The sequence below is a fragment of the Methylophilus luteus genome (assembly GCF_042676265.1).
GTDB lineage: Bacteria > Pseudomonadota > Gammaproteobacteria > Burkholderiales > Methylophilaceae > Methylophilus > Methylophilus luteus.
Genome location: NZ_JBHTKB010000001.1, coordinates 1,580,357 through 1,599,241, shown reverse-complemented (window position 1 = coordinate 1,599,241; position 18,885 = coordinate 1,580,357). Strand labels below are relative to the sequence as shown.

The 18,885-nt window shown below is 50.7% G+C and carries 21 protein-coding genes; 14 read left to right on the top strand and 7 right to left on the bottom strand.

Annotated features, from left to right (window positions below; all coding sequences use genetic code 11):
- Positions 1 to 218 precede the first annotated feature (218 nt).
- From ACFQ1Z_RS07475 to ACFQ1Z_RS07445, 7 genes are all read left to right on the top strand, one after another.
- A complete protein-coding gene (locus ACFQ1Z_RS07475) occupies positions 219 to 857 on the top strand; it encodes a MotA/TolQ/ExbB proton channel family protein (RefSeq protein ID WP_379056725.1) in 639 nt (212 codons plus the stop codon).
- A 3-nt stretch (positions 858 to 860) separates the two neighbouring features.
- The gene (locus tag ACFQ1Z_RS07470) at positions 861 to 1,274 is read left to right on the top strand and encodes an ExbD/TolR family protein (protein WP_379056723.1); all 414 of its coding nucleotides are present in this window, start codon (positions 861 to 863) and stop codon (positions 1,272 to 1,274) included.
- Positions 1,275 to 1,278: 4 nt separating this feature from the next.
- A complete protein-coding gene (locus tag ACFQ1Z_RS07465; protein ID WP_379056722.1) occupies positions 1,279 to 2,094 on the top strand; it encodes a TonB family protein in 816 nt (271 codons plus the stop codon).
- Between the two features lie 216 nt (positions 2,095 to 2,310).
- Entirely contained in the window at positions 2,311 to 2,919 is a 609-nt protein-coding gene (locus ACFQ1Z_RS07460; protein ID WP_379056721.1) for a hypothetical protein, read from the top strand.
- A 123-nt stretch (positions 2,920 to 3,042) separates the two neighbouring features.
- Positions 3,043 to 3,561, top strand: coding sequence for an RNA polymerase sigma factor (locus ACFQ1Z_RS07455; RefSeq protein ID WP_379056720.1), 519 nt, complete (start codon positions 3,043 to 3,045; stop codon positions 3,559 to 3,561).
- Between the two features lie 33 nt (positions 3,562 to 3,594).
- Positions 3,595 to 4,581, top strand: a complete 987-nt coding sequence (locus ACFQ1Z_RS07450; RefSeq protein WP_379056718.1) for a FecR family protein — start codon at positions 3,595 to 3,597, stop codon at positions 4,579 to 4,581.
- 91 nt (positions 4,582 to 4,672) lie between these two features.
- Positions 4,673 to 8,314 (top strand): TonB-dependent receptor domain-containing protein, encoded by a 3,642-nt coding sequence (locus tag ACFQ1Z_RS07445; protein ID WP_379056716.1) that lies wholly within the window; start codon positions 4,673 to 4,675, stop codon positions 8,312 to 8,314.
- A 2-nt stretch (positions 8,315 to 8,316) separates the two neighbouring features.
- Here ACFQ1Z_RS07445 and ACFQ1Z_RS07440 read toward each other — a convergent pair whose 3' ends face one another.
- The gene (locus ACFQ1Z_RS07440) at positions 8,317 to 9,213 is read right to left on the bottom strand and encodes a LysR family transcriptional regulator (protein ID WP_379056714.1); all 897 of its coding nucleotides are present in this window, start codon (positions 9,211 to 9,213) and stop codon (positions 8,317 to 8,319) included.
- A 112-nt stretch (positions 9,214 to 9,325) separates the two neighbouring features.
- On the opposite strand from ACFQ1Z_RS07440, the gene ACFQ1Z_RS07435 reads away from it, so the two are divergent.
- Entirely contained in the window at positions 9,326 to 10,084 is a 759-nt protein-coding gene (locus ACFQ1Z_RS07435; RefSeq protein ID WP_379056712.1) for an SDR family NAD(P)-dependent oxidoreductase, read from the top strand.
- A 113-nt stretch (positions 10,085 to 10,197) separates the two neighbouring features.
- On the opposite strand, the gene ACFQ1Z_RS07430 is transcribed toward ACFQ1Z_RS07435, so the two are convergent.
- The 3 genes from ACFQ1Z_RS07430 to ACFQ1Z_RS07420 all read right to left on the bottom strand — a co-directional run bounded on the left by ACFQ1Z_RS07430 (position 10,198) and on the right by ACFQ1Z_RS07420 (position 12,203).
- Complete coding sequence (locus ACFQ1Z_RS07430) at positions 10,198 to 11,052, bottom strand: DUF6279 family lipoprotein (RefSeq protein ID WP_379056711.1); 855 nt, start codon at positions 11,050 to 11,052, stop codon at positions 10,198 to 10,200.
- A gap of 119 nt (positions 11,053 to 11,171) precedes the next feature.
- Entirely contained in the window at positions 11,172 to 11,732 is a 561-nt protein-coding gene (locus ACFQ1Z_RS07425) for a YMGG-like glycine zipper-containing protein (RefSeq protein WP_379056710.1), read from the bottom strand.
- Between the two features lie 9 nt (positions 11,733 to 11,741).
- The gene (locus ACFQ1Z_RS07420) at positions 11,742 to 12,203 is read right to left on the bottom strand and encodes a hypothetical protein (protein ID WP_379056709.1); all 462 of its coding nucleotides are present in this window, start codon (positions 12,201 to 12,203) and stop codon (positions 11,742 to 11,744) included.
- Positions 12,204 to 12,476: 273 nt separating this feature from the next.
- Between ACFQ1Z_RS07420 and ACFQ1Z_RS07415 the strand changes: the two genes are divergently transcribed.
- The 5 genes from ACFQ1Z_RS07415 to pqqA all read left to right on the top strand — a co-directional run bounded on the left by ACFQ1Z_RS07415 (position 12,477) and on the right by pqqA (position 16,817).
- The gene (locus tag ACFQ1Z_RS07415; RefSeq protein WP_379056707.1) at positions 12,477 to 13,055 is read left to right on the top strand and encodes a hypothetical protein; all 579 of its coding nucleotides are present in this window, start codon (positions 12,477 to 12,479) and stop codon (positions 13,053 to 13,055) included.
- Positions 13,055 to 14,113, top strand: a complete 1,059-nt coding sequence (locus ACFQ1Z_RS07410; RefSeq protein ID WP_379056705.1) for an aldo/keto reductase — start codon at positions 13,055 to 13,057, stop codon at positions 14,111 to 14,113. Before ACFQ1Z_RS07415 ends, ACFQ1Z_RS07410 begins: the two co-directional genes overlap by 1 nt.
- 87 nt (positions 14,114 to 14,200) lie before the next feature.
- Positions 14,201 to 15,298 carry a phospholipase A gene (locus ACFQ1Z_RS07405; protein ID WP_379056704.1) on the top strand — a complete coding sequence of 366 codons (1,098 nt, stop codon included), beginning with the start codon at positions 14,201 to 14,203 and terminating at the stop codon, positions 15,296 to 15,298.
- A 183-nt stretch (positions 15,299 to 15,481) separates the two neighbouring features.
- On the top strand, positions 15,482 to 16,615 hold the full coding sequence (gene nhaA / locus ACFQ1Z_RS07400) for a Na+/H+ antiporter NhaA (RefSeq protein ID WP_379056703.1): 1,134 nt from the start codon (positions 15,482 to 15,484) through the stop codon (positions 16,613 to 16,615).
- Between the two features lie 130 nt (positions 16,616 to 16,745).
- Positions 16,746 to 16,817, top strand: a complete 72-nt coding sequence (pqqA, locus tag ACFQ1Z_RS07395) for a pyrroloquinoline quinone precursor peptide PqqA (protein WP_081624291.1) — start codon at positions 16,746 to 16,748, stop codon at positions 16,815 to 16,817.
- 139 nt (positions 16,818 to 16,956) lie between these two features.
- On the opposite strand, the gene ACFQ1Z_RS07390 is transcribed toward pqqA, so the two are convergent.
- Positions 16,957 to 17,451 (bottom strand): pyridoxamine 5'-phosphate oxidase family protein, encoded by a 495-nt coding sequence (locus ACFQ1Z_RS07390; protein WP_379056701.1) that lies wholly within the window; start codon positions 17,449 to 17,451, stop codon positions 16,957 to 16,959.
- A 45-nt stretch (positions 17,452 to 17,496) separates the two neighbouring features.
- A complete protein-coding gene (locus tag ACFQ1Z_RS07385; protein WP_379056699.1) occupies positions 17,497 to 17,694 on the bottom strand; it encodes a hypothetical protein in 198 nt (65 codons plus the stop codon).
- 260 nt (positions 17,695 to 17,954) lie between these two features.
- Here ACFQ1Z_RS07385 and ACFQ1Z_RS07380 point away from each other — a divergent pair, with 260 nt between their 5' ends.
- A complete protein-coding gene (locus ACFQ1Z_RS07380; RefSeq protein ID WP_379056697.1) occupies positions 17,955 to 18,191 on the top strand; it encodes a DUF2171 domain-containing protein in 237 nt (78 codons plus the stop codon).
- A gap of 112 nt (positions 18,192 to 18,303) precedes the next feature.
- On the opposite strand, the gene ACFQ1Z_RS07375 is transcribed toward ACFQ1Z_RS07380, so the two are convergent.
- Positions 18,304 to 18,768, bottom strand: coding sequence for a PA2169 family four-helix-bundle protein (locus tag ACFQ1Z_RS07375; protein ID WP_379056695.1), 465 nt, complete (start codon positions 18,766 to 18,768; stop codon positions 18,304 to 18,306).
- Between the last annotated feature and the right edge of the window lie 117 nt (positions 18,769 to 18,885).

Below are 18,885 nucleotides of genomic sequence, written 5' to 3'. Positions count from 1 at the left end.
AAGTGCGGATACTATTTAGATTTTAAATGTAAAACATTGTTAACGACGTCAGGTTTTTTCTGCTCTCAGCGATTAAACAAGTATAGGGATGTGAATACGTAATGTTCCTGATTAATTCGGGATATTTTCCTGATGATGATTTTGCATATTGCACATAAGCAGGGTTTTGTAACCGGCAAGTGCCTGGCGCAAGCAGTTTAATTTTTAAGGGGTGGTTTGTGGACTTGGTACCTGACATCGTAGATTTAGTGTTGTATCTGCTGGGCGTGCTGTCGGTGGTGGTGTGGGCCATCATCATTATCAAAAGCTGGGCCTGGTACAAATCACAAAGTGAATCGACGGACTTCCTGTCTGAATGGCAGCAGATGCGCAGCATCTACGAGCTGCCCTTGCTGATCTCTAAAAGTGAAAGCAGCTTTGCCCGCCTGTGCCATGCCGGCATGACTGCCATGAACGAAGTGATGGCCAACTCATTGCTGCGCCGCAACGAGCGCCAGGAAGTGATCCTGCTCTCGCTCAAGCAACAGGCCTACCTGGAACATAAACGCATGGATGGCGGTGTCGCCGTCTTGGCCAGCATAGGGTCTACTGCGCCTTTTATCGGATTGTTCGGCACGGTGTGGGGCATCATGAACGCGCTCAAGACCATCACCGCCACCGGCTCAGCCGGGCTGGACGTGGTGGCAGGCCCCATAGGCGAAGCCCTGATCGCCACTGCCATCGGCATCGCCACCGCGGTGCCGGCAGTGCTGGCCTACAACTACTTTATGCGCAGACAAAAAGTGCACCGCGCCGATATGGAACAAGTCGCCAGCCGCTTTCACAGCCTGCTCACCCAATCAGGCATAGAAGGCTAAGCCATGGCTATCCTTGGGGATGCAGAACAGGAAGAGCTGGTGAGCGAGATCAACGTCACGCCACTGGTGGATGTCATGCTGGTATTGCTGACCGTATTTATCGTCACCGCACCTTTGCTAATGAATGCGGTAAAGGTCAAGTTGCCTAAGGCCAGTGCTGAAGTGGCCATCACCGTGCCTAAAACAGCGCATATCAGTATCACCGATGCTGGTGATGTGTTCCTCGACCAGCAGAAACTCGCCTTAGACACACTGACCAGCAAGCTGGGCAGCTTAAAGCAGCAGCAGGACCCGGCAGTAGAGATCTATGCCGATGAGCATGCCGAATATGGCATAGTCGCCAAGGTGCTGGCGGCGATACAGCGGGCAGGCATCAGCAAGTTCAGTTTTGTCATGTCGCCGGAAGCAGGCAGATAAGTTTATGACCAGCCTGGTGTTTATTGATGATGAAAGCCAAGCCAAGGTCTGGCGTGCGGTAGGCATCTCCATCGCACTACATTTATTAGTGGTCGCCATTTACCCTACACTCAGCCATATCACGCTGCCGGCATTGCCAGACAAGCTGGAGATCGAATTCTTTACCGTGAAAGCACCACCGCCTGCAAGTGCGCAGCCACAGCCAGTGCAGCAAACACAGGCCGCTGAACCACAGAACGTGCCGCAGAAAGTCACACCCGTCACCAAGGCCATAGCGCCAACAACCAAGCCGGTACTGGCCGCCCCAGCGAACACTGAGGCCGACTACCGCGTGCCGGAACAAGTGCAAGCGCGACCTGAACCGGCCAAGCCAGAGCCCGCCGCCCCGGCAGCACCTGCCGCTGCCGCAGCGGCAACGACAAATACTGAAAGCGCCAGCCATGCCGCCAGTGAATCTAAAGACAGCCGGCCGGCAGCAGCTACCAGTGTGCAGGTGGCGAGTGAATCGGATGAACTCACCGCTGGCGATCAGGATGCCTGGGGTGATTATGGCGAACAACTGCGCGCACTGGTGAACAAGAGCAAGCAATACCCGACCATAGCCATCCGGCGGCACCTGGAAGGCGATGTCATGATCGTTGCGCAGTTTATCCGTGGCGAGCTGACCAATGTCTCGCTGAAAGATAGCAGCAAACATGTGCCGCTGGATGATGAAGCAGTGCGCATGGTCAAGAAAGCCATAGGCCAATTAGGCGTGAAGGAGAGCCTGAAGAAAAAAACCTTTAACATCACCATCCCTGTGTCTTTCAGACTGGAATAACAACTAAAACAGTGTCATGCAGCAAGGCGTTATCGCGTAAGCCTTTTCCCGAGTGCCACACGATAATGCCTGCCTCCTAACCCCTGCGCTTGCCTCGCTTTCCTCCGGCAGGTGCAGGGGATTTTTTTAGAGTAGCAAACAGCTGTGACGGACAAGGTATGGATAGCTAGGCCAAATAATGACGATTAACTGAAATAAAAAAGGGAGAGTAGGGCAATGGTTTTAAAAAGCATAAAAACATTGGTGGTGGGTTTGGCTGTGTTGATGAGCCTGAATGCCGAGGCCAAGATCGAGCAGTTTCAGGAGAGTTATTCTGGCTATTTACCTATGATTGACTCCTGGGATGGCGTGTATTACATAGGGGAATCCACTTTTAATGGCAATGGCTATGCGCTCACCATCCAGTATGAAGCCTTCAAGCTGTTGCAAGACCAACTGTATGTCGTGTTTGGTAGTTACACCCGGGGCAATGCAGTCATCCCACAAATGGGTCAATTCGACTTTAGCCTGGCGATTCAGGACCCTACGATTCCATCAGACCCCTTGTTTGACCCGCTGCCGATCGCTGGCACTTTTTCTTACACAGACATGCTCATGATGCCAGATGGTCAGCTTGAGATTTTTAAAAGTGAGCTTGGGGTGTTAAACGGGTTTTTGGGCCCGCAGGATCACCTGACGTTTACTATTGACTGGACGATATATACGCGTGACCGGGCCAGTTTTGTGCCCGCGCCGCCAAGCGTGTGGTTATTCTGCAGTGGTTTATTCATGTTAGGTCTGCTTCGTTGGAGACGGCAGCGTATTGAAGCTCAGATCAGTCGCTAACCAAAAATGGTTTTTTATAGCCATATTGGTGGCTTATATAAACCACTTTTACATCAATTATATCGATAACCGGCTGGAACTTAAGTTAACGGGCATGGCATAAATTTTGCGGCTAAAACTGCCATGGAAAAGACAATGATGTGGGGCGGGATTAATTTGCAGTGGGCGTATACCGACTTGCTCGGCTATATACGCTTCAAGGTTGCGTGCCCGCACGTGGCCAAAGATATTCTGCATGATGCATTTATACGCTACACGGTTTCGACCAGCGCCAACAAGGGGCAAGAACCGCATGCGTATATGCGCAGCATTGCCAAAAACCTGATCGTGGATGCGTATAACTCCAGCCAGCGATTTGTCTCTCTGGATGCGGATATGGGCCTGAGCCGTGAGTGGCTGGAGGCTCCCACCTTGTCGGTTGAGCAATTGAACGACATCAAGCAGCGGCTGGAGACCATACAGGCTATTCTTGAGCAATTGCCGCCACGCTGCCGCCAGGTGTTCTGGATGTATCGGGTAGAAGGCCACACCCAGGCTGAAATCGCCGCCGCGTTAGGCATCAGCAAAAATATGGTAGAGCGGCATGTGATGCGCGCCATTATCGATTTGAGCAGTGCACGCGAACTGATCGCAAATGACTAGTTGATCGCAAATATATAGCCCGCTAAGACAGTGATGAACAAACACGACGATTCAATCAAACAGGCTGCCGCCCGCTGGTATGTGCGCATGCGAGAAGCGGCGCCAGATGCGCCAGAGCGCACCACATTTGAAGTGTGGCTGCTGTCTGACCGCAGGCATCAGGCTGCCTATCAGCTGGTTGAATCCACCATGGAGGACTTCAGTTCTACCGACCGCTTGAAAGACCTCTCCAACGCGCTGACGCAAAAACTCTATTTCGAGCAATCCTCACGCCGCAAAAAGCTATCCAAACTGGGTTCTGGCCTGGCGGTGATGCTGCTATGCGTAGGCCTGGGCTTTTTAGGCCGCACGCAATACCAGGCTTGGCAGGCCCAGCCACTCTCCACCCAAGTGCAAACCACCGCCGTGGCGCAAATCGTCAAGCGCACACTAGATGACGGCACCGTGATCACCGCCAACGCCAACAGCGCGCTTGAGATCGTGTTCTACCGCCATCAACGCCTGGTCAAGCTGCAACGTGGCGAAGCCATTTTTGAAGTGAGCAAAGACCCCGAGCGTCCATTTGTGGTCGAAACACAGCAAGCCAAAGTCACCGTGCTTGGCACCCGCTTTGCGGTTAACCAGTTAAGTAAAAAAGTCCGCATCAGTGTCGATCACGGCCGCGTGCAAGTGGCACGCGCAGACGGCACGGCCAACGCCATGATCCTGCACGATGGTGAAGTAGCCGAAATCAGGCAACAAAGCGCACCGCTCAAAGTGGACCGTTACGCCAGCGATAGCTTCAGCTTCGCCAGCGGGCGCATCGTGTTTGACCAGGCGGATATGTTTGAAGTGGCTGATACATTATCCCGTTACCGTCCGCAGTCAGTCACTGCCAGCTTTGCAGGTGAACACACACCTAAAGTGAATGCAGTGCTCAAAACGGTAGAGATAGAAGACTTTATCCGCACATTGCCACGCTCAGTGCCTGTCGCATTAAAAACCAGGGAAAACAAACTGGTGATCGAACCTATCAGGTAATTCTTTACATTTCTTTTTAACCATTCATATCAGGCGTTTTGCCAGTCCGTCGGTTACACCTCTAATACGACCAGTAATCGACGGATGTTCCATGCAAAATAACCATGTCAGAAATGCCATCCTGGCAGTCTCGATCAGCCTGCTGACACCCACTGTCAGCTATGCAGAACTCAATACCCAGGTGCCCAAAGAGCAGGAAGAAAGCTTTTCCGTGCCGCTTAGCCTGGATATGCCAGCGCAACCGCTGGCGGCTGCATTACGCCAGTTTTCCATACAGTCCAACTTATCCCTGACCGTCGATAGCGCCCTTATCGTCGATAAAAAATCTCCAGCGATCAAAGGCCGCATGACGCGCAAAGAAGCGATCCAGCGCATGCTGGATGGCACAGGCCTGCAAGGCAAAATAGAGGGAGACAAGATTTTTATTCAGCGCGCAGCCAAAGAAGATAAGAGCGTACAAATCGATAAAGTTGAAGTTCGCGCTAAACGCATGTATGAGATTGGTCCATTACCAGGTCTGGGTTTAACCAAGGAAGAAATTCCTGGCAACGTACAAAGCATCTCCGCCAAGGAAATCAAGGAAGCGCACTCATTAAGCCTGACTGACTTAATGAACCGAAAATTGCAATCCGTGACGGTCAATGACTACCAAGGCAATCCGTTTCAGATGGATGTCCAATATCGTGGTTTCACTGCAGGCCCACAAATCGGTACTCCACAAGGCCTGAGTGTTTTTCTGGATGGTATTCGTGTGAATGAACCATTCGGAGACGTCGTGAACTGGGACATGATTCCTATGAACGCACTGGCAAGTGTAGATGTTTTCCCAGGGTCAAACCCGATTTTTGGTTTGAACACATTGGGTGGTGCTTTTTCCATGAAAACAAAAGACGGTTTTAATCATGCAGGATTTGATGCAGATATCCTGACTGGGTCTTTTGGCAGGAAACAATTGCAGACAGAAGCTGGCTGGAACAACGGGACACTTGCGCTTTTTGGGGCAGGTAACTTTTTTCTTGAAGATGGATGGCGTGAGAACTCACCAAGCAAGGTGAACCAGTTTTTTGGTAAGGCGAGTTACAGAGGGGATAAGCTGGATCTGAATCTTAGTACATTGATGGTCGGCACAGACTTGGTGGGTAATGGTTTATTACCAACCCAAATGTATGATCAAAATAGAAATGGTTCTTACACCTCTGAAGACGTCACAAAAAACCGGCTGCAGCAATTTCAGTTGTCAGGCGCGTTTCAAGCTACAGACAGCTTCAGCATCACTGGCCAAGTTTATAGACGTAACAGTGATCGCACGCAAGTAGGCGCAGATGTGATGGCGGATTATGATGAAGATTTGCTTGCAAGTCGCATTCCAGCCGCAGGCGAGCAATACACTTGCCTGTTTAATAGCAGTGGAGCTGGTCAATACGGTCCAAATAGTGCGGCAAACTTGTATAACTTGCCCGATTACATCGTATTACCAATCGAAAACTATGATCCAGTGACCAGCCAAGGTCAAACCTCATGGGTATATGATGCACAAAACCCTGATGGTTCAGGACTTTCAGTTATTGTCCAGGATTTACTCAATGGTACTTTTGATCCAGCCAACTATGCGAGTTTGATTAATAAACCTTTAGATCCGGAGTTTTTAGCGGCCTATCAATACTCATTTAAATTATGGTCAAATTTCTATGAGCAGCAGTCTTTAAACAGGGATGGCGGTTTAAAAGCTGTTCCACTTTCAGGCCAGCCAAGTTTTTTTGGAGAGCCTGCATTCCACTACGAATATGGCAGCTCATTTGCAGGAAACTCCAAAACTGGCGGCAATGTAGCCGCAAGTCTGCAGGATTATGGCGGAGTGCTTGGCGAAGAGTTTAATTACTTTTTTACGCAAGACCAAAATGGTGTGATTACCAAAAACTATGTGCTTATCTTATCGCCTGCTAACAAAACGGCTTGTTATGAACAGCAAAAAGTCAGAGCTGATGGTTCAGTGGGGGACCAGTACAATATACCTAACCCCATATCAGGTTTTGAAACAGTGGATGGGCGTGCCTATGGAACGCCAGGAGTTGTTGGTGTTACCGATCCGGCCACTGGAAAAGTGTATTACACGCCGACCGCATTGCTCAATAACAACCAGATCGAACAGGTGGTGGATGGATTTTCGCTGCAATTTAACTGGAACCTGGATAAGCATAAATTCATGATTGGTGTTTCGCTAGACTCAGCCAATGCTAGCTACAACAATTCACAACGTCTAGGTCTGTTGGATGCTAACCGCCGTGGTTACTTGGCGCCAGATCAAATCCATCCCATGTTTACAGGCGCTTTTGTGCCGTTAGAAAACAATAATTTTGAAGGCACTAGCAATACAAAAAGTATTTACTTTAGTGAAACATGGAAACCTACCAGCGATTGGAATTTCACTGCATCAGGTCGCTACAATGTAACTCAAGTGGAAAACAAAATCGCCGCTCGCAGGAATTTAGTGAATTTTGGCATAGGCGACATGGTTTTCCAGGGGCTGCCAAGTACCTTAGGTATTTGCCCTAATGCCGATTGTACAAACGTCCCCACTAATTTCAGGATTCCAGAACTCAATAATGTGCTGGATTCTGCTGAAACCGAGAAATTTAGCTTTTACTCTTTTAATCCGTCTTTGGGTGCGACATGGCAAGCCAAAGAAAACTTGAATGTATATACCAATTGGTCGCAAGGTACACGCACACCTAGTGTTGTTGAGCTGGGATGTGCGTTTGACAAAACGCCAGTTTATACAGGACCAACTCAACGCACGCCAGAGCAACTTGCTGATTCGAAAAATTACACACCAAAAAGTATTTTTGAAAACCGCCAATGTACGCTACCGACAACATTATCAGGCGACCCATTTCTGCCGCAAATTAAAGCCACTAGTTATGATATTGGCATGCGAGGCACACTCAATAATTGGTTGGGGTCTACTAATCTTCAATGGAATTTAGGCGTTTACCAGACCGATTTAAAAGATGATATTTACTTTGTCGCCGTGGGTAATGGCGCGGGTTTTTTTGACACCATAGGTAAAACTCGCCGACGTGGTATAGAAGCAGGCTTATCAGGCAAGCTTGATCAATGGGGGTTTGGCATTAACTATGGTTTAACTGATGCCACTTTTGAAGACGATTTCCGAATGATCAGCATCGACAATAGCAGCAGTACTAATAAAAACGATGGTTTTGGAGAAGCTATTGACGTTAAAAAGGGTAGCCGTATGCCAGGTGTTGCTCTACACAACCTCAATGCTCGTATCAGTTATGAGGTTACTCCTAAATGGCAAATTGGTTTATCCGCCATTGCGCATAGCAAAAGCTTTGTGCGCGGCAATGAAAACAACGAGCATCAAAAAGGTGTAGCACGGGTTCTACAAGAATATCCAGACGGCACTAGATTACTTGGCAGACCAACAACCAATGATGGAACAGTGCCTGGATACGCCACTTTTAATTTCCAGACCAGCTATAAATTCAACTCTGAATGGACAGGCACGTTATTGATTAATAACGTGTTTGATAGAGAGTATTTTACGGCTGGGCGGCTTGGGCGTAACGCGTTCTCGCCTAGCGTTAACGGTGCGATTGGTGTTTCTGGTTACAACCACAACTCTGGAGATTGGTTAAGTACAAACTTCATAGCTCCAGGCGCACCAAGAGGGATCTGGTTTAGTTTGAATTATCAATTTAAACCAGACTGATTTCATAAATGTTGATGTATTAATTCACTGACCCAATCCATAAAAATCCGCACGCGCTTGGAAAGATTTCTTCGGTGCGGAAACAGAATAGAAACCGGCATGTTCGGGGCAGTAAAGGCTGGCAAAATCTCCACCAGGTCACCGCTTTTGAGCAACTCGTGCGCGCCAAACCGCGGTGCCTGCATAATGCCAAGCCCGGCGGCGCAGGCCGCTCTGTAGGCGTCGGTGTTGTTGACGCAGATGCGGCTTTGCATTTTGTAGCTTTGCGTTTGGCCATTAGTGCTGAATTCAAAGGCATCGAAGCGGTTGTTGCTGCTGGTCTGGTAGTGGATCAGGTAGTGCTTATGCAAGTCTTCAATGCTGCGCGGCTCACCGTATTCGGCAAGATAGGCCGGGCTGGCAAAATTGGTTTGCTGCATCTCGCCTATCTTGCGCATGATCATGCCTGACTCTTCTACGTTGCCGGTCCTGACTACGCAATCATAACCTTCACTGATCAGGTCCACTTTGCGGTCTTCGCTGCTGATGTCGATTGAGAGGTTAGGGTAGCGTTGCAGAAACTCCGGCAAGGCGGGAATCACCAGGTGACGTGCCATAGGGTGCGACATATTGACGCGGATAACGCCAGCGATCTGCCTGTCATCACTGATAAACAGCGTTTCCAGTTCTTCGATCTCGCTAAGTACGTCTTTGCTTTTTTCATAGAATAATTGCCCGTCCGGCGTCAGTTGTACTTTGCGCGTGGTGCGGTGAAACAGCTGGGTCTGCAACCTGGTTTCCAGTTGCTGTATGGCTAGGGAGACGCTGGCTTTGGGCAGGTTCAGGCTTTCAGCCGCTTTGGTAAAGCTGGCTAATTCTGCCACGCGTATAAAACGTTTGAGGGTCTCGTTACTGTCCATGACTGGCTTACTGTTCGTTTAATGTGAACAGTATAATCAATTAAACTATATTTATCTTTGTTAGTGATAACAATAAACTGCAATTACTTTAAATCACAACAGGAGATTGAACATGACTGCAAAAATCGGATTGATCACAGGTGCAAGCCGCGGGTTGGGTAAAAACACGGCGCTGGCGATGGCGCGCCAAGGCATAGATGTGGTGCTGACTTACCAGAGTAATCAGGCGCTGGCGCAGGAAGTGGTGAGCGAGATCGAAAGCCTGGGCCAAAAAGCAGTGGCCTTGCAGCTGGATGTAGCCAAGGTAAATACCTTCAGTGCTTTTGCTGAACAACTGAAACAGGCATTGAATACGCAGTGGCAAACGGAGAAGTTTGATTTCCTGATCAATAATGCCGGTACCGGGCTCACCGCACCATTTGCAGAAACGACTGAACAGATATTTGACGATATGGTGAATATCCACCTGAAATCTACTTTTTTCGTGACGCAGAAATTGCTGCCCTTGATCAACGATGGTGGCCGCATCATCAATATCTCCAGTGGCCTGGCACGTTTTACTTTACCTGGCTACAGTGCTTATGCGGCCATGAAAGGCGGCATTGAGGTATTGACGCGCTATATGGCTAAAGAGTTGGGTGCCAGGCAGATTGCGGTAAACACCGTGGCCCCGGGTGCGATTGAAACCGATTTTGGCCAGGGCCTGGTGCGTGACAACAAGGACGTGAATGCGTTTATTGCCTCACAGACCGCGTTGGGCCGTGTCGGGGTGCCGGATGATATAGGCCCCATGATCACCAGCCTGTTGTCTGAAGATAACCGTTGGGTGAATGCGCAGCGCATAGAGGCATCGGGCGGGATGTTGATTTAATCAGTTGTTTAATAAAAAACAGGCGATAAGGTCGCCTGTTTTTTTATGAAGGACGCTGAGTGATGCGGGAAAATTTAATCATCATGCCTAAGCATCAGCAAGCAGAGGCTGCGTTATTTACTTTGCAGCGTGGTGAACTGCGTCTTGTAATCTTCTACCCAATGTTGGGCATGCAGGCGTTGTTTGGCAGTTGCGTTTGCTTGCAGACTGGCAATGGTTGCACACGTCTGTTGCGTGATTTTATCGATATGCGCCTGGTAAGCCTGATTCGGGCTGTGTTGCATACGCTCAAAACCTGCGCGCACCAGTTGCGTTTTTTCTTCGGTGGACACAGCCGGGTTTTGTATGGCTTTTAAGATATTCAATGCATCTTCGTCACGGCGCAAGATTTCTGCATAGATCAATGCCGGGTCACTATTGTTGGCTATGCTTTGTTTTAAAATGTTGATCTGCTTTTCGTTGATATCGCCATATACTTTTTCCGCAAAATCTTTGGATTTATCCAGTCTGGCTTCCTGCTGTTCTTCTGTGGTTTCCTGCCACCATTCCTCTTTCCATTCCTGATTGCGTTTTTCCAGCTTTTTCTGCAAATGCTGCAATTGCTTATCGCTCAGGGTAGGGCCCAGCTCAACAATGATGGGGATGAATCTTGTTTGCAGCGCCTGCGCATTGGCTTTGATCGCTTCCATACGCTGGCAGACCGTTTCTGCATTCACCTCATGACTTAAATCGTCGTTGATCTCATTGAGCAAGGCGACATAACGCGGTAACTCGTTTTTTCTATGCCATGCATGCAACTCCTGCAGCGCTGGTTTAAGTTTGGCTTTTTGCGCTTCGCTGAAATTAAAGTAATCATCCAGACGCCAGGCGATCAGCACCGGCGCGTTGTTGTAAGCGGTTTTTACCAGGCTACAACTCAGGGTGGAAAAAGCCAGCGCTAAAATAAAAATGTGTTTGATTATTTGCATGATGCTACGACCAGGCCTGCAAGCTTAAGTTTGCGCTACGGTCACTAAATCACCCAGTTTGAAATATTTACCAGCGTGAAGCTTGGATAGTCGAGCTTGACCCAGCAGCTTGGGTTTGCTTAACGCTGATAGCCAGGGGGCGGCGGTGGCGGGGGGTAGTAGGTCGATCGTACCGGAGGAACGCCTGTGGTACTGCGCGTGACTGTCGTTTGGGTTGAGCTTGTCGCGCCCTGTGTATACGTTTTTGCCATACTGGCTGGCACCGGGATCTTATGTCCGGCCGCATACATACATTGCAGGTAGGCGTTGTCATATTTGTGCTGGGCATTATCGCCGCTGCTGGCTGCAGTGTCCGCGCCTATCGCGCCGCCGGATAAAGCACCGACACCTGCGCCTATGGCGGCACCTTCGCCACCACCGGCGGCTGCGCCCAGGGCAGCTCCGATCACCGTGCCCACCGCAGTCGTTGCTGCCAGGCTTTGATTGTATTGCTGATTGACGCTTTTAGAACCGATCTGCCCAAGGGCAAAATCCCTGCAGGATAAATCATCTGCCCGGAACAGGTTGAAATCTTTGCCTGTGTCTGGCAAGGCCATATTGCTGGGGCCACTGGGGGTGGTCGCGCAGCCAGCCAAGGTCAGCGCTACACCTATGCAAGCTATTCGTGTCAGTGTTTTCATGGCGTGACCCTATCTGTCTGCAGGGGCGGGCGGGGTAGGGGTGACTTGTTTCCAGCCGGCGGCGCACTCTTTCACATACGGATAGTAGCTATTGGATTGCTCACAGTAGTACCAGTAGCCTTGCGCATTGTTATTGCCTGCAGTGGTTGCCGGTGCTGCTGGCGTCGCTGACGGTAAGGATGTGTCAGGAGTGGAGGTCACTCCGCTGCCCTGTTCAATATAGACCTGCGGTTGTGGTGGTTGCGTCACTATGACCTGTGGCGGGCCGTAAGCATAGGGGTAAGGGTAGTAGGGGTAGCCGTAGGAGTAAGCGAGCGGTGGTGGCCCATAAAAGGGGAAGGGGCTGCCTACGTAGACACCCACACCGCCGCGCCAGCCACCTCTGTGACCTGGCGGGTGCGCCTGCGCCAAATTGCTGAACAACACCAGGCTGAGCAGCAAGCCAGTTAATACACCATATTTCGTTTTCATCAGGGCTCCCATAAGCACAGCGTCTACAGATTGCTGTTAATGATACAGACCGCAATATAGTGAAATTTATTCGTGGACAGGGGCTATGTTTTGTATCGGATTGTATCTGGGCACTTTCTTTGAAATAAGCCATCAGGCTGCTTCAATGCTGGTCAACGCAGTTAAATCGCAACATTTACATAAAAAACCGCGCTGGAGCCTATCTTTTTTAGACTGCTTTTAGTAACTTGTCAGAATCTGCAAGGAAATTGCCTGATTCCGGAAAGCTTTACAATGCAATCTCAAACTCAATCCATTCAGCAAATCAATTTAGCTTACGACAGTCACCAGGACCGGTTATTGATGAAAGCCTCGCTGAGTAGCGGCCAGGAGATCCGGGTATGGATCACTTACCGTATTGCACGCCAGATATTTACCGTGTTGAACCGCGAAGCGCATCTGCCGGTGACAGCCGCTGGCCTGGGTTCTGCCGCATTTCTGGACAATACGCAGTCACCCACCGAAGCCACTCGCCAGTTTGAGCAGGAAGCCGAGGCGGTGGAGGATCTGCAGGCGCTGGATTTTGAAACAGCTTACCAGCAACCGGCATCTTCTATCAGTGATCAGGAATTGTTAGCAGTTGAAGCCCGTTTTGTGTCTATCAATGAACAGTTGAATAATATGCAACTGGCATGCGCGGGCGGCATGAATGTCAATATGGGCCTGAACAAAGAGCTGGTACTGGCGATCAGCCGCATGCTGATGATCGCCAGCAAAGACGCCGGCTGGGTGCTGGCAGCAGCAGAGAAAGAGCCAGAAGCGGTTTCCAGCATCGTCATGCAGGTGCCTGCAGAAAAGCAGGTGTTGCACTGATGGATAAGACTTATTTGGGAGACAGCGGCATACGCGTCTCCAAAATCGCCCTTGGCACCATGACCTATGGCGACCAGAACACGCAACAGGATGCTGACAGCCAGCTGGACTTTGCCCTGGCACAGGGGATCAATTTTATTGATACCGCAGAAATGTATCCGGTGCCGCCCAAAGCGGAAACCGTCACCCGTACTGAAACCATACTCGGGCACTGGATCAAAAAACAGTCGCGTGACAAGTTCGTGCTGGCGAGCAAGATCGCCGGACCTCGGCGCGGCATGCACTGGATACGCGGCGGCCCCAGCGGCCTGGATAGAGCGAATATCCGCCAGGCCGTGCATGACAGCCTGCAACGCTTGCAGACCGATTATCTGGACGTGCTCTACCTGCATTGGCCAGAACGCAATGTGCCCATGTTCGGCCAATACCAGTTCGACCCAAAAGCTGAGCTTGATCAAGCCGGGCAGCCTATAGACTGGGTGACTATACAGGCGCAACTGCAGGCGCTGGATGAGCTGATCAAAGAAGGCAAGATACGCGCTATCGGGCTCAGCAATGAGCAACCGTGGGGCCTGATGGAGTTTCTTCGTATTGCCCGCGAGCAAGGCCTGCCGCGCGTTTCCGTGCTGCAAAACTGTTATAACCTGATCAACCGCGGCCTGGAGTTCGGCATGGTAGAAGTGCTTTACCGCGAACGTATCAGCCTGGCCGCCTACTCGCCACTGGCCTTCGGCCATCTCAGCGCTAAATACATCAAGAATCCAGCCGCGCCTGGCCGCGTGACGCTGTTCACCGGCTATGCGCAACGCTATAAAAAACCTGGCGTCGCTGCCGCTACGGCCGCCTATGCCGAGCTGGCACAGGCGCATGGCCTGACCCCGGTGCAGCTGGCGCTCAGTTTCGTCTACCACCGCTGGTTTATGGGCAGCACCATCATAGGGGCGACCAATATGACCCAGCTGCAGGAAAACATCGCTGCCTATACCGTGCATTTAAGTGAAGAGGTGCTGGCGGCCATTGAACAACTGCACCTGACCATGATGAATCCTGCGCCGTGAGTGCAGGCATCTTTAGGACCAGTACAGGCAAGTAAAAATCAGTGCAGTCAGCTGCTAGTTAACGCATTAAAAAGTAAGGGAATAGTTATGATCAAGAGTTACGGGCGCGGCCTGATGCTGGTCGCTTTGCTGTCAACCGCCAGTGTGCAAACCGCCAGTGTGCAAGCCGCAACAGGCAACGATTTGCAAGCGGCATTGCACACCTGCCAGACAGAATTCACAGATGATGCCAGCCGCCGGCTGGTGTGTTTTGACCAGGTGGCCCAGCAGTATGCGTCTACCAAGGCGGTGCCAGCTGTGCTTACAACCAAGCAGGAGAACCTGGTTAAGTCTGTGGATGCCAAGACTACCTACCTGGCGCGCAAATGGCATTTGAATGCGCAGGATGAGCTACATTTCACCGACCTGGAAACCCATCAGCTGAATTACGTGGTCGGCACTTATTCAACTAACCCGAATGATGTGCCGGTCTCACCTTCACGACCCAATACGCAAGACCGCGACTTAAGCAATAGCGACCTGCATTTCCAGATCAGCCTGAAAACCCAGCTGATGAATCTTTCTGACTGGCTGCCCGAGAATCAATATATACACAGTGCACGGTTATGGGGTGCCTATACCCAGCAATCTTTCTGGCAGGTGTTTGATGGTGGCCAGTCACGACCCATGCGCGATCACAATTACTCACCTGAGCTGATCCTTTCTATGGGCTTGAACAAACCGGGGGAGACCAAACAGTGGGCGGCCATGCCTGACATGCTGAATCTGGGTGTGGTGCATGAATCCAACGGACGTTCCGAGCCACTGTCGCGCAGCTGGAGCCGTATCTACCTGCAAGGCGGCTGGCAGCTGAATGAGCGCTACAGCCTGCTGGTCAGGCCATGGTGGCGTATCCCTGAAAGCAAATCCGAGGACGATAACCCTAACATCAGCAAATACATGGGCTACGGCGATATGGTGTTGCGCTGGGATAATGAAGCGCAGAATACCGCTGCCAGCGTGACATTGCGTAACAACCTGCGTAGTGACAATAAAGGCTACGTGAAGTTTGATGTGCACTACAAGCCATTACAGAGCGAAAGCGTGAAGCTCTACGCCATGCTCGCCACTGGTTATGGCGTTTCGCTGCTGGATTACAACCAGGCACAAACCATGTTTGGCATAGGCTTTGCTATAGGTGAGTAAAGCAAAGGTGAGTAAAGCAAAGGCGAATAAAGCGAAAGTTGAGTAAAGCGAAAGTCGAATAAAGCGCTCTGACAGCTTTTTCAATCAAAACGCATGCATAATCGCCCGATGATGCCGATGAACAACTGTATTCCCAGGCCTGCAGTGCAGGCTGTTTAAACCATGCGTTTTATGCCCCAGCCAATGCGAAGACTACTGGCCTCAGAGCAGGCTGGCAGTGCTTTGCTGATCGCGGCCACCTGCCTGGCGCTTATCATCGCCAATAGCGGTTTTGCCGGACATTACCACGCGCTATGGCAAATCCACGGCCTGGGCTTAAGCTTGGGCGAGTGGGTCAATGACGGCCTGATGGCGATCTTCTTTTTGCTGATAGGCCTGGAACTCAAACGCGAGCTCTACGTCGGCGAATTATCCACGCGCAATCATGCCTTGCTGCCGACCATAGCCGCGCTAGGCGGCATGCTGCTGCCGGCGCTGATCTTCTGGCAATTCAATCAGGGCACCGCCTTCCAGGCCGGGGTAGGGATCCCGATGGCGACCGACATCGTATTTGCCCTGGGCGTGTTATCAGTATTGGGTAGCCGTGTGCCGGTTTCGCTCAAGGTATTTCTGATGGCGTTTGCCGTGATCGATGATCTAGGCGCAGCCATCCTGATCGCCGTGTTTTATACCGATGCCGTGTCATGGCTGCATCTGGCGGCGGCTGTGGTCGTGCTGGCCAGCCTGTTTGCACTTAACTGGCTGCAAGTGGTGTCTGTAGTGCCCTATGCCGTGGGCGGCGGTCTGCTGTGGTGGCTAACCCTGCGATCCGGCGTACACCCGACCGTGGCCGGCGTCGCGCTGGCGTTCGCCATCCCGTTTACGCGCCAGGGGCAGGCTTCACTGTCGCACCGGCTGGAACATTTTCTGCAGCCGCCGGTGGCGCTGCTGATCTTGCCGGTGTTTGCCTTTGCCAACACCGGCCTGGCGATTGCGCCTGGCACGTTGCAGGCTTTGTTCTCGCATAGCAATAGCCTGGGCATTATTGGCGGATTATTGTTAGGCAAACCCTTGGGTATCACACTGGCAGTCTCCTGCGCGGTCAAAGCCGGCCTGTGTACACTGCCGCCGCCATTGCGCTGGGCGCATATCATAGGCGCAGGCATGCTGGGTGGCGTAGGCTTCACCATGTCTATCTTTATCGCCAATCTGGCCTTTGCCGGCCAGGCAGAGTTGATACAGCTGTCTAAAATGGCCATACTCAGCGGCTCATTACTGTCAGGCCTGGCAGGCTGGGCCTGGTTAAGGGCCACGTTGCCGACCAGGCCAGCTACTTAACATCATGCTACGTAAAATCATGAGTCATTTTTAGGGATGCTGCGCAAGCCAGCACGGCTGCAGCTGCGTATAGTGAACCCTAACGAGATGCATCAAGGGATGCGCTCCCAAATCCATCTAGGAGAACGATATGTGGACTAAACCAGCTGCTACTGAAATGCGTTTTGGCTTTGAAGTGACTATGTACGTCATGAACAAGTAAGCAATTTTAACTTGCATAACAAACAGCCCGACCTTGTGTCGGGCTGTTTGTTTGTAAAGCCTGCTAAACAAGGCAGGACAGGTGACTGTGGCGCTTATGTCTCACCACCATCGCCAGCCGCGTTTTGCGGAAAGCCAATTTAAAGATGGGTCAGGCGTTCGTGGTCGCCCAGGCCTATCGGTCTGGCTGCAACGATAGAAGCGGCCATGGCAAATAACCTGACCACTTTGCTATGCGGCGCATCCCAGTATTCTGCGGTGTGTGGCACAAATTTCAATAAAGCCAGGTTATGCGAATCTGGCCCTTGCGGAAACCAGGGTTTGACAAACGGCGACCATAGTTCATGTTTGCGCGCATTGTCGTTGACCAGCTCGCCAGCGCCCGACAGCGAAACATAAGTGCCATCCGGCTCACCACTGAAGGCCAGATTGAGTTGCTGCAGATGCTGGGTCTTTTCCGAGCTGTTGTCAGTGAAAAACCACAGATTACCTTCGCTATCGAGTTCAACCGGCGCCATGGGCTGGCTGATCAAAGCGCCCTCGCTGCTGATAAAGGTCAGCATGGCAATATCCAAATCTTCAATCAACTCTGCCAGTTTGCGGCGATCTTCTGTAGTTTGCGAGTGCGATTTCATGCTGTTTTTTCCTTAAAGATTAATTGTTTTATCAAGCCGGCCTGATCAGGTAGAGATAGATTTTTCCACCGATTCGCCGGTGGCGACCAGGGTGTAGTCATCTGCTTTCAAGCCCGGGTTCTCAGTCTCAAAACGTTCTTTGCCTATCTTGTAACTCTGTTCCATATCATCGGCGATCACGCTGGATGTCCAGAACGGCAGGTCTTGTTTGGGTTTGCTTGCGCTGACATAAAATAAAGCCATCACATAATCTCCAGTCATTATTGGTTGGTTCGCATGCCTTGCAAACCAGCATGCAGGCATACACTAAACATCATCATAATCAGCCAGGCCTTGCTTTGCCGTAGGACATTGCATGATTTATGTGTCAGAGAAAGATGATTTTGTGATGGCTGAAAAAAGCAGGAAATTCCTACAAGGATTTCAGTGATTGTGGCCTAGTGCCTGTAGCTGCCGGCCATGCAAAATAGGGTTTTACTCACAACAAAGCTAAGGGAAAACACATGATACAAGCACATGAAATTAAACAGGATATGCCGGTACATACTGCCCAGGCAGAACAATTTGCCGTGGTTGACCATACCGATGGCCCGGATTCAATCAAGCTGAAAAAAGATGATTCAGGTAACCATCACTATATTCCGATCAGCTGGGTGATCTCGACTGAAGGCGGAATTGTTAAAATCAACCGCACACTGGATCAGGTGCTGCAGGACTGGAGTGCTGAAACCCTGGCATAAGCTTGGGCTTGCATACAAAAAAAGCCCTGTCTGTAATGACAGGGCTTTTTGCTGCTTTCAATGCAGACTAGTGCACTGATAAATAGTGCACTTATGTCTAGTGAACTTGTGACTAGTGCACTTCTGCCGCTGCACGGGCCGCGTCACGCAGATGTTTTACTTCATCATGGTTACGTTTTGCACCTTCCAGCTGGCGGGTGACCACCATACGCACATTGATAGGCAAGTCTTTTTCTGCCGCTTTGCGGTAGGCATTCAGGGCCACGTCTTCGCCGCGCTCGGTCTCATTGAGTACAGCGAGTGTGTCGTTGCTGGTAAGCGCTGTTTTCAAATCTATCCAGCGTCTGTGCAATGCACCGCCTATGGTGCTGGATTCAGCCGGTTCACCACCTAATGAGCGCACCAGGCCCTGCAGTTCTTGCGCACTGGAAGCCACTTCTAGTGAACGACGCAGGAAGAAAGCTTTCAATTGCGGGTCATCGACATTATCAGCCGAGTTGCGGAAGCCTTCTTCACCATCTTTAGATGTTTCAATCAAATCATTCAATGTAGAAATTACATCATCATTATCTGCCATGATCGTTCTCCAAATATTAAGTTATTGATATAGAAACTTCAGTATGACTATGGCACCTAATTCGCTGCATCAGTGACAGTCGTAAAAAGCTGTAGGAATCGCTTTATCGCGGTTATG

Bases quoted from the DNA above. Each gene is read 5' to 3' on its own strand.
- ACFQ1Z_RS07455 (WP_379056720.1), top strand. From the start codon at position 3,043: ATGGAAAAGACAATGATGTGGGGCGGGATTAATTTGCAGTGGGCGTAT.
- ACFQ1Z_RS07390 (WP_379056701.1), bottom strand. From the start codon at position 17,451: ATGAAATCGCACTCGCAAACTACAGAAGATCGCCGCAAACTGGCAGAG.
- ACFQ1Z_RS07460 (WP_379056721.1), top strand. From the start codon at position 2,311: ATGGTTTTAAAAAGCATAAAAACATTGGTGGTGGGTTTGGCTGTGTTG.
- ACFQ1Z_RS07385 (WP_379056699.1), bottom strand. From the start codon at position 17,694: ATGGCTTTATTTTATGTCAGCGCAAGCAAACCCAAACAAGACCTGCCG.
- nhaA (WP_379056703.1), top strand. From the start codon at position 15,482: ATGCGAAGACTACTGGCCTCAGAGCAGGCTGGCAGTGCTTTGCTGATC.
- ACFQ1Z_RS07420 (WP_379056709.1), bottom strand. From the start codon at position 12,203: ATGAAAACGAAATATGGTGTATTAACTGGCTTGCTGCTCAGCCTGGTG.
- ACFQ1Z_RS07425 (WP_379056710.1), bottom strand. From the start codon at position 11,732: ATGAAAACACTGACACGAATAGCTTGCATAGGTGTAGCGCTGACCTTG.
- ACFQ1Z_RS07430 (WP_379056711.1), bottom strand. From the start codon at position 11,052: ATGCAAATAATCAAACACATTTTTATTTTAGCGCTGGCTTTTTCCACC.
- ACFQ1Z_RS07445 (WP_379056716.1), top strand. From the start codon at position 4,673: ATGCAAAATAACCATGTCAGAAATGCCATCCTGGCAGTCTCGATCAGC.
- ACFQ1Z_RS07435 (WP_379056712.1), top strand. From the start codon at position 9,326: ATGACTGCAAAAATCGGATTGATCACAGGTGCAAGCCGCGGGTTGGGT.
- ACFQ1Z_RS07405 (WP_379056704.1), top strand. From the start codon at position 14,201: ATGATCAAGAGTTACGGGCGCGGCCTGATGCTGGTCGCTTTGCTGTCA.
- ACFQ1Z_RS07375 (WP_379056695.1), bottom strand. From the start codon at position 18,768: ATGGCAGATAATGATGATGTAATTTCTACATTGAATGATTTGATTGAA.
- ACFQ1Z_RS07470 (WP_379056723.1), top strand. From the start codon at position 861: ATGGCTATCCTTGGGGATGCAGAACAGGAAGAGCTGGTGAGCGAGATC.
- ACFQ1Z_RS07380 (WP_379056697.1), top strand. From the start codon at position 17,955: ATGATACAAGCACATGAAATTAAACAGGATATGCCGGTACATACTGCC.
- ACFQ1Z_RS07440 (WP_379056714.1), bottom strand. From the start codon at position 9,213: ATGGACAGTAACGAGACCCTCAAACGTTTTATACGCGTGGCAGAATTA.
- ACFQ1Z_RS07410 (WP_379056705.1), top strand. From the start codon at position 13,055: ATGGATAAGACTTATTTGGGAGACAGCGGCATACGCGTCTCCAAAATC.
- ACFQ1Z_RS07465 (WP_379056722.1), top strand. From the start codon at position 1,279: ATGACCAGCCTGGTGTTTATTGATGATGAAAGCCAAGCCAAGGTCTGG.
- ACFQ1Z_RS07450 (WP_379056718.1), top strand. From the start codon at position 3,595: ATGAACAAACACGACGATTCAATCAAACAGGCTGCCGCCCGCTGGTAT.
- ACFQ1Z_RS07415 (WP_379056707.1), top strand. From the start codon at position 12,477: ATGCAATCTCAAACTCAATCCATTCAGCAAATCAATTTAGCTTACGAC.